Here is a 14868-nt window from a genome sequence, read left to right on the forward strand (position 1 = left end):
AATTCGAAGAATACACTATATATTCCAGATTGATTTTAGCTATAATATGTTGACTTTTGAACTGCTATTGTCATCAATTCTTAACATAAATAACGCTAATTTAATGTTTTATTGGAAACTCTCATTATATACTTAAATTACAATTACATAACTTTTTTAAGAAAGTGGGTTCTGTCATGGAAATAAATGAAAGACAACCAATGCTATCCCCTAAATTAATCCATGAACTTGAAAATTTATCATCCAAAACAAATATGCCTATTTCTGAATTACTGGAAATATCTGTTGTGTCACTACTGGAAAAAGTGAATAATACAAAAGAACTCAATGTTGGACTTAATAATAAAGAAATGATTTTAAGAAATAAAATCATCATTAATCAAAATAAAGAGGTTTTGAATAACAAAAGCACTTGACCCTTAAGGTTAAGTGCTTTTTGCTTCCTAATTGCCAGTGTATTAATGGAATAGATAATTCTATCGTGGTTTCCAATGTAATATTTATACCTTAAATTGTAATTTACCCGCAAAAAAAATCGTATCGGATTTTAAATTGTAGATTTGCATAAAAAAAAGCAGCTATTAAACTGCTGATCCATTATTCATGGTTTATTTGATGTCACGTATGTACCTGCTATGAAATCATGTATCGCTCTATGGTCTTTCCTTATACCAACCATGAATGCACTAACAATAAACCCTATCCCTAATGTAATGGCATAAACCAAAGCAGCAATAGCATTGTGCCTATCACTGTATAGCCATACCATAGTATCGGGACAATCACCATGTAGAGAAAGTTAAAAAACGTTGAAAAATTTTCATTTTCCCAATCACCGGTAATCACCCCAAATATTATCGCTAATGGTGCTGATACAATTATGCCACCCAATACTTCTGCGAAAAGACGTTTCCAAAAACCTAATGAATCACTCATATATGATCCTACCGTTGTGTTAGTTACAGTTACCTATATTACCAATAATAAGGATGGTGCGTAATGAGTCTTTGTACCAGTAATTTTATTCAGCAAAAAAATAGTACTTACATTATAGGTGACAATTTATAAACAAAATTAAATCTCTGTGGAATTTTTGCTTATAAACGTTTGTTTTTGCTAATCTGCCTTTAATTTTCATTAGAAAGTAAGATACAATTTAAATGATGCCGCACAGTTTAAAACATACAAGATCGTAAACTGCTGTTTGTATGAATCAGCGTAAAACTAATGAAACAAAGTGTTGAACACGTTGAAACAAAGTATTTTGCTGATTAAAATACTCTTTTAATAGTCAAATTTTTGTTTAACTTGCTTAATCTTTTCTTGGTCACCATTTTCCATGTCAGGGATACAAATAAGGCTGCGAATCCACCTTCTTTTAATAACATGCTTAATATATCTGGTTCCAAACTTTCCTCCACCTTTCATTGCATAATAAAAAGCCGCCCTTATGGGACGACTTGATTTTTATTGGTGCTTATTAGCATTGTCTAAGTAATCGGTAAAGACTCCGTCAACACCGTAAGAAACCACTTCTTCAATTTGTTTTTTCTCATTTTTTTTATCGAAAAAAGTATGCACCACTAAATTAGCTTCATGCATCCTTCCTACAAACGCCTCATCAACCAGTTTGCCATTTAAACCAATTCCTATAGCGTATTGGTTAATTTCATTTAACTTTAGATAAGGCACTTCTGCATCTTTACAAAGCAGAATAAGAGGAATATCCTTATCCAATTTATGAACTAATTTCAAACTCTCTGATGAAAAGGACTGTATTACTACCTTATCCAAGAGTTGTCGTTCTGAAAGTATTTTAAGTAATTTCTTCTCCATAACGGTTTGATTATCGACTGTTCTGGTTTCAATATAATAGTTTGCATCAGTTTTAAATCTATCAAAAATTTCTTCTAAGGTAACAACTTTTTCTCCTTTATAATCCTCATTAAACCAACTACCAGCATCCAATTTCTTTAGTTCATCTAAAGTGTATCCTGATACTTTGCCTATACCGTTAGTTGTGCGATCTACAGCTTCGTCATGCATGGCAATTAACTGATCATCCTTTGTTATCCTTAAATCAATTTCAATAAAGTCGGCTCCAGAGTTAATTGCTTTCTCATATGACGGCATAGTATGTTCTGGTGCTTCAGAAGAATCTCCTCGGTGGGCAATGATTAACAACTCATTAGTTTCTGATGCTTGAGTGGTACATCCAGTTAATAAAAGTGTGATTAAAATTAATGATTTTTTCATAGGTTCAGATAATTATAGTATAAATTCAGTTTTTTCATCTTGAACTTTAAGGTCGATACCTTTAGCGCCAGAGTCGTTAAGTAATTTTTTTGTTGGAAATCTTTTAATTTTTGGTATTCTTCTTTATCTTCAGTAATGTTTTTGTAAATAAGACCATAGTTAGTAGCGAAGTCTTTTTGTGAAACATTAGCTTTCGCCCCATCAGACAGATTATTGTAGTATTTATTCATTAATTCTTCATTGAACGAATAATCCTTAAAGAAAAGCGCTTTTTCTAGTTCTATAAATAATGTCGCACCTTTACTCATATCTATTAAATCTTCGTTTCCTTCATTTCGTTCAACGAATGATTTATGAGATTCATCAATTGTCTCTTGAGATACCCCTGAGTATTTCATAAGTTCATTCCTAAGAATACAGACTCTTTATCGAATTTTTTGGATTCGCCAAGACTAGACATATATTCATCAGCAAATTCGTTCAATTGTTTTCCGTTAACATCTTTACCTTCATAATTGAATACCACTACACTATCTTTTAATTGACTCACTTGGTCCTTCTTATCCACTTTAGCAGGCGCACTTTGAGCAGTTGGTTGTTTAGTAGAACCAGCTTCCTCCCCTAATCCACAAGCAGCCAAAACTAATATAGACAACGATAATGCAAAGCCTAATACGATTTTTTTCATGATGAAATTCCTCCTGATTTTAAAAAGACTTTAATATTTTAACATAAAAAAAGGTAAAAATACCTACTTTTCCATAATAAACAAGAAGGTACAATTAACTTTAGAAAATTCATACTCGTATGCGTTTTAATGTTCTTTACCAATTAGTGGATTAAATAATAAAAAGCCGCCCTGACAATTATATAAGGTTATTCTACTCACTCCGACTGTCTCAGCTATCTCTTTTTTCTCAATGTTACCAGTAGCTAACAACTCAGCAGCAGTCTGTTGTGCTTTACCTAAATTACTTACACTATCCTTATCCACCTCACTTCATCCCCCCTTTACACGTTAATCTACAATGGATAATTCATGTCCCACTTTTCCCTTCACAACAATAAAAAAAAAGACATCATAATAATTAATGTCTCTCGGAATCCATTAGATATTGTCTTGCTTCCTTAACAGATGGAAAATCCATTCTATAAACATTCCTAATTCATTAATAATGTAATTACATTAGCAATAATACTGGCTAATAACATAGACAATTCCCGTTTTTTAACTTGATGGGCTTTACATCATTTAGCTAACAAATCAAAAGAAAAATTTACCAGCTTTTTCTTTTACTTACTTATGATACTATAAATTCCTAGGCGGATTTTAATGAGGTAAAGCAAATCCTTAAACACGTTTTATGATTTGATCAGGTAGCCGAGTTGTTTATTTTAATTAGCCTAAATTTAAAATAAGAGGCGCAAAAATGCATTTTCCAACTATAATTTATGATGAATCTATCCATGCAATTAAAGACCAAAATAATAGTGAGTGTGGGTTGAAATACAAGGGCTTTTTTGTATTAACTAAGTACGATTTAAAAAAGATAAAATTTAGGCCACTTCAAGATATAACCTGTTCAAAATGTAAAACCATCATACTTACGTGATGGTTTTTTATTAACTTCCTTCTCCAAAATTAAAAAGCATCCAAAGGATTGGATGCCTCATAAATTCATTACATGTCTATACGTGGAATAATATACTTCTGCAAAGTAGCTTTTCCTTTATAATCAACCAATGTATACACGTTAACATTTTCATCATTCAATGATATAAAGGTTTTTTCAATATTTAGTTCAGAAGGTAATGCAATACTACTCACTATTGCTTGTTTTTTATTTAATATAGTATAACCTACTAAGTATTCACCATTTTCGAGAGAAATTGTATAAATTCCATTTTCAACATTAGTAAAGGCTTCAACTGAACCCTCAGCCAAATTATAACTCTTCTCAGTACCATCTTCATTCCAAATCAGATCCTTAGCTTTGAAATCGTAAGCCTCTGCTTCACTTGATCTTCCAAAGAATAAAACATCATTATGTAAAGTTGTTATAATAGGTATCCCAGAGTACTCTCCAAGATCTACAGCGTAATTGTCAATTGAATATAAAAGTTTTCCGTCTTTATCCATTACTCTTGATTTTTTTTCTTCATCTATAGAGATTGACTCAATAATATAAGTTTGTTCAAGCCCATCTATAAAATCATAACCTATACTTTTAGAAGTTTCATAGCTTTCATTGTTCGTCTCATCAAAAATTTTCTTATAGTGAGCTACACCGTCTTGAGAAAATGAGATCCGGTGAATTTGATTTATCGGGTCAACGTTTGAATTACTTTCAAATGTTGTATTAGTTTGGACAAAAAAGTTTGACCCACCCAGATGGGTATTTGAAAACCAATATTTAGCATTCAAATCCTTTGTGTTATATATCTCATTAGTTAAATCTGTTGTTTTCCCCTTAACTACCCATTTGCCATCTTTAATAACTGATACTTTGAACATGAACGATAAAGCACTTGAGTCCCTTACGTTATTGTCAAAAACCGGTTCAATAACATAGGTATACCCATCTTGTTCAGTAACGATTGTATTTAAATGATCTGTTGGAAGACCACTAAGATTCGTTCCCAAGTTGATCAATCTTTTCTTTAACCTCAAATTGTTTAACCTCTTCTTCCAAAGGTTCCCCTGATTCACTTACTTGTTCAACAGAACCTTCCTCTTTACTTTCCTCTTTCTTTTCTTGACCACATCCACCTACAAGTAGAATGATAAAAATAACAAATGATGCCACTATTGAGTTTTTCATTGCTGCACTTCTTCTAAGTTATAAATTATTTAATACTACAATAGTTTTCTAATGCAGGAGCTTTTTACCACTTATTCATTAATTTCATCGAAAAATATTTATTTTTAGACAAAATATAAAAAGCCCTCAAAAAATGAGGGCTTCCTTTAAACTGGATATAGTTGAACCTCATTTTTAATAATGGTATCAACAATATATCCTCCTTCATAAGTCACAAGAGGTTTGCCATTGTTAATAAACTTAACTTCACTAATTGCTACTCCGCCATTTTTAATTCCTCTAGATACAGAAATGAGTTAATTTGTAATTTCAATAATAATTACCTTATTGAAAAGTGTAAAATGACCTATATCCTCATACACTCTTCCATCGATAATAATCTCATGAAATTTTTCCATCATTGCAGAATGCTCCCCTTTCGATTATCAATTCGATAATGTCAGAAGGATATCCTGCCAATAAAAATCACCCAATGAATGGATGCTTTCGTTTTATACATACTCTTTTACTGATTTAAGAAACCACTCTTGCCGGTATTCCTACAACTGTTACATCACTTGGGACATCTTTGTTTACTACAGCATTGGCACCAATCTTAACATTATCGCCAATTGTTATTCCACCAAATAATTTAGCTCCAGGTCCTATATAAACATTATTTCCAATTACAGGACATTTCCCTTTTTTAATTCCTATATTTACAGCAGAATGAATTTTACAATTCTTCCCTACCTTTGTTGATTTATGAACTACTATACTTCCCCAATGAGCCATACATAATCCTGGGCCAAAAACATTTCTTCCGATTGAAAACCCAAGCCTTATTCCTTGATTTATTAGAGTACCTTCAAGGAACTTTAAATAGATTCTACTAAAGGGACTCTTTTTACAATTCTTATAATATTCAACTTTCCTTAGAGTTCTTTGGTAATGAACAATAGGAAAACGATATCGTAAATACCAATTCCACTTTGCTATCTTATGTGCCTTTAAATCTTCATTTAAATAAAATCTATAATCCTTTTTCGACTTAATCATTTACCTTCTCCTTGTTGTGAAAACTCTAGATGAAATTTAAGATAATCTTAATAATTATTATGATTATATATCCTTAAACACATCATATAAAATTATCACAAATAGGAATAACTTACTATATAAATTTTGGTTATTTCATGCACAACTAAAATCCCTATAGACTTTATCTCTTCTGTTCAATTCAGGAACTTCATAATGTCCACCTTAATATTGTTCTCTTTAGCATGTTAATATTTAGTATCGAAAGGAAAACGTTAGAAATGTCACTGTGTTCACCTGTTTTTACTAATCCTCCTTTAACTTTTTGCAAAAATGAGATACAATTTAAATGATGCACAGTTTAAAACATACAAGATCGTAAACTGCTGTTTGTATGAATCAGCGTAAAACTAATGAAACAAAGTGTTGGACACGTTGAAACAAAAGTATTTTGGAGGAATGTAAATAAATGATTACAGTAAATAATGTTGGTTTACGTTATGGCGATCGTAAACTGTTTGAAGATGTTAATATAAAATTCACTCCTGGTAACTGCTATGGGCTGATTGGTGCGAATGGTGCGGGTAAATCCACTTTCTTAAAAATCCTTTCCGGTGAAATTGAAGCGCAATCCGGTGATGTCCATATGGGTCCTGGCGAACGCCTTGCCGTTCTAAAGCAAGATCACTTCGCTTATGAAGAGGAAGAAGTCCTTAAAGTAGTCATTATGGGACATGAAAGATTATATGAAGTCATGCAAGAAAAAGATGCCATCTATATGAAGGAAAACTTCACCGACGAAGACGGAATGAAAGCGGCCGAACTTGAAGGAGAATTTGCCGAATTAAACGGCTGGGAAGCTGAACCTGAAGCTTCAATCCTCTTAAAAGGCCTTGGCATCGCGGAAGACCTGCATACAAAGAAAATGGCTGAATTGAACGGTGGCGACAAAGTTAAAGTATTGCTTGCCCAGGCATTATTCGGTAAACCGGATGTTCTTTTACTGGATGAGCCTACCAACCACTTGGACTTAAAAGCGATCAAATGGCTGGAAGAATTCCTAATCAACTTTGAAAACACCGTTATCGTAGTTTCCCATGACCGTTACTTCCTTAACAAAGTTTGTACACATATTGCGGATCTTGATTTCGGTAAAATCAAAGTTTATATCGGTAACTATGACTTCTGGTATGAATCAAGCCAGCTTGCCCTTAAACTGACTCAAGATGCCAATAAGAAAAAAGAAGAAAAAATCAAAGAGCTTCAAAATTTCATCGCGCGTTTCAGTGCCAATGCATCCAAATCGAGCCAGGCTACATCCCGTAAGAAATTATTGGACAAAATCAGCTTGGATGACATCGAGCCTTCTTCACGCCGCTATCCATACGTCGGCTTTACTCCTGAACGTGAAATCGGGAACGACCTGCTTCGTGTAGACGGAATCTCGAAAACGATCGATGGCGTAAAAATATTGGATAACGTCAGCTTCACGATGAATAAAGGCGACAAAATTGCATTTGTCGGCAAAGATGAGATTGCTAAAACAACAATGTTCAAAATCTTGGCAGGTGAAATTGAACCTGATAGCGGCTCATTCAAATGGGGAGTTACCACCTCTCAGGCATACTTCCCTAAGGATAATGCTGAATTCTTTGAAGGTGTCGATTTAAATCTTGTCGATTGGCTCCGTCAATATTCACCAAATGACCAGAGCGAAAGCTTCCTGCGCGGTTTCTTGGGCAGAATGTTATTCTCTGGCGATGAAGTCACGAAAAAGGCAAGTGTACTTTCAGGGGGCGAAAAAGTCCGCTGTATGCTTTCCAAAATGATGTTAAGCGGTTCGAACGTCCTGATGCTTGATGAACCTACTAACCATCTGGACTTAGAGTCGATTACGGCATTGAACAACGGTTTGATCAGCTTTAAAGGATCTATGATCTTCTCTTCACATGATCATCAGTTCATCCAAACTATAGCGAACCGTATCATTGAACTTACTCCAAAAGGTACAGTCGATAAGCAAATGAGTTATGATGAGTACCTTGAAAATGGCGAATTGCAAAAACAAGTGGCTGAAATGTACAAATAATAATTTTATGAAAGCACATCCTTATTGGATGTGCTTTTTTCGTTCAATATTCTTGCTGCCTGCATTTATTTCATACCTTGAATGCATTGAAGGTATAAAAAACACGCTGCAATAAATATAATAATATTCCCTGAAAGATGAGCACTGAATAATTTCATCGATAAAAAGGTATATTGGTAAGGAAGGAGTGAGTTAGAATTGGATAGTCATACTGTGAAAAATATTTTTGATGATACAGGGAACCTTTTTTTATATGATAAATTCAGTTATCATTTTTATATATCCGGATTGTTCGATGTAGTGGAACAAGAAAAAGTAATCTCGGATTTTTTAAATTCTTATAGCTTCGATGATAAAAACCCTCTCTTTTTTGACGACTTTTCCTTTTACTTTAATTGCTTTCATTATTCCCACCAAAAACAAAGGATGATGAATTACTTGAAAACCGAGTATGACGAACATATTTGTTAAGTATAAAAGGCCAGATAAACTGATCATGCCTTTTATAAGCGAAAACTATTTAAAAAAAGGTAAGAGCATATTAGTGCTCTTACCTTTCTTCATTTTATTTTACTCTTCCTTGCCTGCTGCCATATTCATGATCGCCTCGGCATGCTTCCGTTTTATGGTGGAAAATGGTAAATTCTGCTTTCCTGAGAAATTCTCAAGCAAGTCTTTGATCAATTCCCGAAGATGCCTATAATGACTTCGGCAATGTTGCCATTAAACCCGTTGCATATCCAGTCACTTTATTAGCACCCCTATTCACACCGGTTCCACCTGTATCCACTACAGTAATCTTGTCGATATTACTGAGTGGGCTTGACACTTGTTTTGCATACTCCGGCAGCATTTTCAAAATCATGTCCATTACATCCGCTTGTCCAAACTGTTCAAAAGCTTCAGCGATCTTCTGCTAGGCTTCTGCCTCTGCTACCGCTTTTAACCGGATAATTTCCGCTTCTTCGTACCTTGTGACCTTTGTGCGTCCGCTTTAGCAAGATTCTAAGGCCGGCTCTCTATGTCCCTCATCAAACATAATGAAATTAATCTGATTCATTAATATTTCAAAGTGCTCAGGATTTTTCTTTTTTATAACAAGTTTTTGAATTGTAATTATCAAGACTTTGTTATTTTGATTATTTAATACATTATCTAAATAATCCGAATGTATCTCCATATTTTCCTTAGGTAGTTCTCCATTATATATCAAATTCCCTGCAGAAATCCCTCACAACAGGCAAAAACAAATCTGTCAAATTTAAATATACGGTAGAACAGAGACCTGTCCCAGTATCCCTCTCAGTCGCTCGATAACCAGTCTCCCTTTGCGACCAGTTGCACCTTCCCGCCAATCTGGATATCATATGTTCCATTTTTTAATTTGGCGGCCATATTCACATTTGAGGGACGTCCCATCTCGTAGCCCTGCTTGACACGAACATCGATCTTCTCCTTATCGAAGAACCGATATTTCAGAAGGTAGCCCGCCAAATTGCCATTTGCGCTACCTGTCGCAGGATCCTCATAAAAGCCTGTGTCGCTCATGAATACCCGCACACGAAGGCAGTTTGGGTCCCTGCTTTCCTCCTCAGAAAAAACAAGCAGGTTACATTTATAATAAGTTTCCAGAAAGCGTTTGAACTGTACAGGGTCGATGCTGCATCGTTGTACCCCGTCAACCGATTTCAGTGGGACAATGATGCAGGGCAGTCCTGTGGAGACCAGCTGGATTGGAAAATCTGTCCGTATGTCCTCCACTTGGATATTAAGCACCCTTGCGACAAATTCGAGATGGTCTATCTTCATGTCGAAGGAAGGTTCGTTTTGGCTCATGGTGAGAGTGTCGCCGTTGAAAACAACTGGAATCTGTCCGACAGGCAGGTTCAAGACGACTTTGGAAGCCTTTCCGTTTTCCATAATCCGATTGATGATATACGCAGTGCCCAAGGTAGGGTGTCCCGCGAAGGGCACCTCCTCATCTGGGGTGAAGATTCGAACATCATACCCGCCATTTTCCTGTTTATTGGACATGATGAAGCTCGTTTCCGAAAAATGAATTTCTTTGGCAATCTGCTGCATCTCCTTCCTTGTGAGATTACTCTCTGGCACTAGAACAGCAAGCTGATTTCCCTGATATTTTTCTTCAGCAAAGACATCTACGATATAAAAATCCATATCAATTCCTCCTTTTTGCTCCATTATAGGTGAAGGGGAATAGAACAGATGAAAATCATTAGACCAGATCAAGGAGAAATATGCTAAAATCAAAGGGGTTGGGAGGGAAAGAAATGAATGGAGATTACTTATTTAAACAAGTATACGATTATGTATTACACCGAATCGAACTTAATGAATGGAATGAGAATGAAAAGCTCCCTTCAATTAGAAATTTAGCTGCTAAGATGAAGGTTCATCGCTTAACCGTATTAAAGGCCTATCAGCTTCTTAAACAGGAAAATAGAGTCTATGTCAAAGATAAATCCGGCTATTATGTCCAATCCCGTGAAATTAATAAATTAGAAAACATGGAAAATCCGATCGTTTCTGCATATGTACAAAAAAATCATTTATCGGAAATCCATGAGACACCTGTTTCCTACCAATTTTCACAGGCATTAATTGACCCTAATCTTTTGCCAAATCGCTTCATATCGGACTATGTAAAAAAAGTTTTTGATCTCTATCCAAAGGTTCTCTCCACCTACTCCACCTTACAAGGCGATCATGAACTGCGTCAATCACTTTCTGACTATTTTAATCAGCAATATAAAACGATTACACATCCAGATCAGCTATTAATTACGACCGGTTCGCAGCAAGCCATTCATCTGATTGCCCAGGCCTATGTAAAATCAAGAGACACTATCCTTTTGGAGAGACCAACCTATAGTTCTGCCATTGATATTTTTCGAGCACAAGGAGCCAATATTGTAACCGTCGATATTCATCCGTACGGATATGATTTAGAGCAGATTGAATTCATCATGAAAAAACACAAACCTCGTCTGTTTTATTTAAATTCAACCTTCCATAATCCAACAGGATACACGGTCCCATCGGCTCAAAGAAAACAATTAGTCCAGTTAGCCGAGGACCACCGTTGTCTGTTAGTAGAAGACGATGTTTACAACGACATCTTTTTTGATCAGAAGCCTCCGCCGCCCATGTATACCTATGATACCTCCGGCATGGTGATATATATCAAAAGCTTTTGCAAATATGTATCACCGGGGTTGCGAATAGCCGTCATGATGAACTGTCAGTCTTCCGTGGTGAAATCATTGCTAGCAGTAAAATCATTGGCCGATAATGGATCACCGCTTTTAAATCAAAAGATTTTCCTGCATTACTTATCATCTCCAAGGCTGCAGCAACATGTTGAGAAACTGCGAATTGCGCTCCAAATACGAAAGGAAATCATGGAGGAAGAACTGTCCGTAACCGATTGGCGATGGACCAGCCCAAATGGTGGCTTGAATTTATGGGTACAGCTCCCAGGCTGCCTGTCAACAGAAGACTTATTGGTCAATAGTCTGGAGCAATCAATTTCATTTGTTCCCGGCCAAATATGTGACCCTTTAAAGGAGCCTTCCTCATGGCTCCGGTTAAGCTATTCCTATGCCAGTGAAGAACAAATCTCTGAAGGACTTAGGAAGTTTATTAATTTAGTACGCTCAACTCAATAAGGGGTAGCGTCAGGAAAATATTGTTTTACATTGTTAAGGAAACTTCAATACTAAAAAGCCCAATTTCTCTGTATTAAATTAGATAAATTGGGTTCTTATTTATTACTACATTAAAGCGCCCAATTGTGGAAGATAATGATTATGATTGATGTCTTTAACTTGTTGAACTTACGCTACTCGTTAATAGTATCAATATTCCATGATTTAGAGATTAATTGTAATTATCTTGGAGTTTTTGCACCAGAACCCTTTTTTATATGCCGCCAATCAATTTCAATATTTCCTCTTATTCTTTGAATAAGATTTAAAACTAATTTCTGTTCCTCAATATTAATACTCTGAAGAGCTGTTGCATTAAAGTGTTTCTCTTTTTTTCTATCAGTTTATATATTTCTTTTCCTTTTACTGTAGGGAATAGTTTTTTTATTTTTCTGTTCTCCTTATCACCCACTCTTTTTATAAATCCATTTATTTCTAACTTTTTTAGCGCGAACTGCTGTAGTTCTGTCTACTTTAATCACTTCAGCTATCTTTTCTTGAATCATTCCCGGGTGTTCACAGATTTGAATGAGATACAAGTACTGTCCCCTAGAAAGGTTAAGATCTTTATATACTATATTGTTGAGTGTATCTAAGCATCTTGCAATAACTTTAATCTCTTCAATAATTCTATCCATAATTCTTCTCCACTTATTTTTTCAAGATATGTTTATAAGGAGCGTTATCTAGAATTGCTTCTCTCTTTATCCAAGTAATGCTGAAAATCTATGAGCGTTAAGATTGTCGTAAAATATTGAATTGTTATTATTCAAATTAACTTTGTGCACAAGGAGGCGATTGCTTCACTGGGGATTCTTTACACATAAAGGCGATCAGGCGAAGTTTCAAGCGGTCATTTTTCAATTTGTTGCATCTGCGAAGACTATAGAATTTTCATGAGAACTAAACCCTAGTATCTTGCTTTAGTTAACAATTGACCAAACTGCTGATGAAAAAAAGCGTGCTTTAATGTAAATGTTGCTTTTAAATATCATGCAGAAGAAATCACTGTAAAAGGTATACGCTAATCCTGTTCTTTATCAAATACTCTTTATTTATCCGCTAACATCCTTCCCAATTGAAGAGTGTGATACCACCAGAAAACGCTGATTAACAATGTTCAGGATACTTCTGGGTTAAAATCCCAATCTCTCAGTATATAAATCAGAAATTGGGATTTAATTATTTATAAGCTACTCCCTCTTGTTGAATAAGGGTTATAACCTAGAAAGTAGTTATCTACTCTTGATATTATGTAGAAACGCGATTCATAAATTTACTGGTTTCATAGTTGGATTCACACTTATCTTAAGTATGGTCCGCGTTGAAAACATTTGATACATCGTACTATGAATTCCATAACATTTGCAGACAGAGTATGCTATTTGACTAATCAAAGATTGTAATTTCCCTATTATTAATATCTAATACTTCAATCTTCACAATACCACCAAGTTTATGTGACACTAAATCAGACAATTCTTTTAGCGCCATATGAAATTCATTACTTCTTGTTTCATCTAATAATTCAATGCAGAGGAATGCATTTTTTGTATTTTCTGTTAGCATCGTCCTCAGAGTTTCACGCCAATTCCAGCATCTGCATATTGCTCCGTCATCATCTTTATAAACAATTTCACCTTCATATGGTGAAGCATTTTCATCTTCTCCCAATGGGATAAACGGTTCGTTTCCATTTGCCTGCGTTAGCCGAATATCGCCTACGAAAGTGTCGATATCTTCTCCGCCGCATGGAAGCCCATAACGCAATGAAATTGAATTATAGATGTCAACAAGCGGGTTTATTGTTCCGATATGATTGCCATTTTTCACTCTTTTTAATAAAGCTTCAATGGAACACCTTGCCCCTTTCTTTGTCTTGAATTTCTGAAAAGCTTCTCGCCAAACGAATATGACTGGATTACTACTCAATTCCTCCAGACTGAGAAATTTATGTGCTTCTTTCTCTGCCTCCTGCAGCAGCTTCTCGCAGAATTCAACGTCCTTTATTGAATTGTCAATCCCCTGGCAAATAAGGGTGCCTATTTTTGCATGAGGGAATAACGACCAAAAATCATCTTCAATGATAAATCTAGGCATAAATTCTCTCTCCATTTCATTTTACTTATTGTCTTAGTGGAATCGCTATTTGTTGTGTAACAACTCGATAAATTTCATCAAACACTCTTATGTTTTGGAGGGACTCGCAAAGGCGGAGAATACCCCTAGAACAATATATAAATAACCAGTTATCCGATTCTGCAACTTAGAATTTACTTCACTACCCAGAATCCGCTTTCTAATACTTGCTGCAAGAACTGCATACAGACCATCACTAATAAAAGCTAGGATAATAAAAATAATTCCTAAAAGTAAAAATTGTATTGTGACTGATCCGGCCGAAGGTGATATGAATTGCGGAAAGAAGGCTAAAAAAAGAGTGCTGTCTTAGGATTCATTACTTCTACGAGCGCAGATTCGTAAAATATCTTTAATAACTTTTTGCGAGGGGCTTTTGGAATTTCTGAAGCCGTTCGATCAGATGTAGAAAATAAAGTCCTACAACCCAGATAGATAAGATAAGCAGCACCTAAGTATTTAACGATATTAAAGGCCGTTGCTGATGTCATAAGGATTGCTGAAACTCCAATTGCTCCAGCTAAAACGTGAACAGAACCACCAAGAGATACACCAAGAACTGATACTATGCCCGCTTTCTTCCCTTGATCAATACTTCTTGCCATAATATACAACACAGCCGGTCCAGGTATTATTAACAATGTAGCAGCAGTAATTACAAATAGCCAAATATTTGAAAACTCCATAAAAAGCAACTCCTTGTTGTATTTTTGCATATGTTTTATTGGGCTCCTCCTCGATGGTGAAAGCAAGGTTACACTTTTTTAAGGTTCGCTTTCATCAAGGAGGCGATTTGTTGCTCATTTAGAAAAGGAAT

14 protein-coding genes and 4 pseudogenes are annotated in these 14868 nt (G+C 35.2%); 3 read left to right on the plus strand and 15 right to left on the minus strand.

All coding sequences use genetic code 11. The features are described 5' to 3' along the window. The first annotated feature begins 176 nt into the window (after positions 1 to 176). On the plus strand, positions 177 to 416 hold the full coding sequence (locus OSJ91_RS15580) for a hypothetical protein (protein WP_350299049.1): 240 nt from the start codon (positions 177 to 179) through the stop codon (positions 414 to 416). Positions 417 to 601: 185 nt separating this feature from the next. Here the strand turns inward: OSJ91_RS15580 and OSJ91_RS15585 are convergent. From OSJ91_RS15585 to OSJ91_RS15625, 9 genes and pseudogenes are all read right to left on the minus strand, one after another. Further along, positions 602 to 936: pseudogene (locus OSJ91_RS15585) on the minus strand (RDD family protein). Positions 937 to 1271: 335 nt separating this feature from the next. Continuing rightward, positions 1272 to 1409 carry a hypothetical protein gene (locus OSJ91_RS15590; RefSeq protein ID WP_485890006.1) on the minus strand — a complete coding sequence of 46 codons (138 nt, stop codon included), beginning with the start codon at positions 1407 to 1409 and terminating at the stop codon, positions 1272 to 1274. Between the two features lie 58 nt (positions 1410 to 1467). Then, positions 1468 to 2256: a glycerophosphodiester phosphodiesterase family protein gene (locus OSJ91_RS15595; protein WP_485890007.1), complete on the minus strand. Its 789-nt coding sequence runs from the start codon at positions 2254 to 2256 to the stop codon at positions 1468 to 1470. After that, entirely contained in the window at positions 2253 to 2654 is a 402-nt protein-coding gene (locus OSJ91_RS15600; protein ID WP_485890008.1) for a hypothetical protein, read from the minus strand. The genes OSJ91_RS15595 and OSJ91_RS15600 overlap by 4 nt, the downstream gene beginning before the upstream one ends. Further along, on the minus strand, positions 2651 to 2944 hold the full coding sequence (locus OSJ91_RS15605) for a hypothetical protein (RefSeq protein ID WP_485890009.1): 294 nt from the start codon (positions 2942 to 2944) through the stop codon (positions 2651 to 2653). The genes OSJ91_RS15600 and OSJ91_RS15605 overlap by 4 nt, the downstream gene beginning before the upstream one ends. A 126-nt stretch (positions 2945 to 3070) precedes the next feature. Then, entirely contained in the window at positions 3071 to 3250 is a 180-nt protein-coding gene (locus tag OSJ91_RS15610; protein ID WP_485890010.1) for a helix-turn-helix domain-containing protein, read from the minus strand. A gap of 687 nt (positions 3251 to 3937) precedes the next feature. After that, positions 3938 to 4927: a hypothetical protein gene (locus tag OSJ91_RS15615; protein WP_485890011.1), complete on the minus strand. Its 990-nt coding sequence runs from the start codon at positions 4925 to 4927 to the stop codon at positions 3938 to 3940. After that, entirely contained in the window at positions 4884 to 5078 is a 195-nt protein-coding gene (locus OSJ91_RS15620; protein WP_485890012.1) for a hypothetical protein, read from the minus strand. Before OSJ91_RS15620 ends, OSJ91_RS15615 begins: the two co-directional genes overlap by 44 nt. 513 nt (positions 5079 to 5591) lie before the next feature. Continuing rightward, positions 5592 to 6116 carry a serine O-acetyltransferase gene (locus tag OSJ91_RS15625; protein ID WP_350299056.1) on the minus strand — a complete coding sequence of 175 codons (525 nt, stop codon included), beginning with the start codon at positions 6114 to 6116 and terminating at the stop codon, positions 5592 to 5594. Between the two features lie 448 nt (positions 6117 to 6564). Between OSJ91_RS15625 and OSJ91_RS15630 the strand changes: the two genes are divergently transcribed. Next, entirely contained in the window at positions 6565 to 8184 is a 1620-nt protein-coding gene (locus OSJ91_RS15630; RefSeq protein ID WP_241591034.1) for an ABC-F family ATP-binding cassette domain-containing protein, read from the plus strand. A 570-nt stretch (positions 8185 to 8754) separates the two neighbouring features. On the opposite strand, the pseudogene OSJ91_RS15635 reads toward OSJ91_RS15630, so the two are convergent. The 3 genes and pseudogenes from OSJ91_RS15635 to OSJ91_RS15645 form a co-directional block, all read right to left on the minus strand. Beyond that, positions 8755 to 9186, minus strand: a pseudogene (locus OSJ91_RS15635) (flotillin domain-containing protein); the annotation flags it as partial. Continuing rightward, positions 9179 to 9364 carry a DEAD/DEAH box helicase family protein gene (locus OSJ91_RS15640; protein ID WP_350302887.1) on the minus strand — a complete coding sequence of 62 codons (186 nt, stop codon included), beginning with the start codon at positions 9362 to 9364 and terminating at the stop codon, positions 9179 to 9181. The gene OSJ91_RS15640 and the pseudogene OSJ91_RS15635, both read right to left, overlap by 8 nt. Positions 9365 to 9486: 122 nt before the next feature. Next, positions 9487 to 10434: a PhzF family phenazine biosynthesis protein gene (locus tag OSJ91_RS15645; protein WP_350299057.1), complete on the minus strand. Its 948-nt coding sequence runs from the start codon at positions 10432 to 10434 to the stop codon at positions 9487 to 9489. A 41-nt stretch (positions 10435 to 10475) separates the two neighbouring features. Between OSJ91_RS15645 and OSJ91_RS15650 the strand changes: the two genes are divergently transcribed. After that, complete coding sequence (locus OSJ91_RS15650; protein WP_485890014.1) at positions 10476 to 11873, plus strand: aminotransferase-like domain-containing protein; 1398 nt, start codon at positions 10476 to 10478, stop codon at positions 11871 to 11873. A gap of 221 nt (positions 11874 to 12094) precedes the next feature. Here the strand turns inward: OSJ91_RS15650 and OSJ91_RS15655 are convergent. The 3 genes and pseudogenes from OSJ91_RS15655 to OSJ91_RS15665 form a co-directional block, all read right to left on the minus strand. Beyond that, a pseudogene (locus tag OSJ91_RS15655) lies at positions 12095 to 12550 on the minus strand (MarR family winged helix-turn-helix transcriptional regulator). A gap of 751 nt (positions 12551 to 13301) precedes the next feature. Continuing rightward, positions 13302 to 14012: a B3/B4 domain-containing protein gene (locus OSJ91_RS15660; protein ID WP_350299059.1), complete on the minus strand. Its 711-nt coding sequence runs from the start codon at positions 14010 to 14012 to the stop codon at positions 13302 to 13304. A gap of 87 nt (positions 14013 to 14099) precedes the next feature. Then, positions 14100 to 14737 (minus strand): annotated as a pseudogene (locus OSJ91_RS15665) (LysE family translocator). Positions 14738 to 14868: the final 131 nt, after the last annotated feature.

It is taken from the genome of Bacillus sp. T-10(2022), from assembly GCF_056502895.1.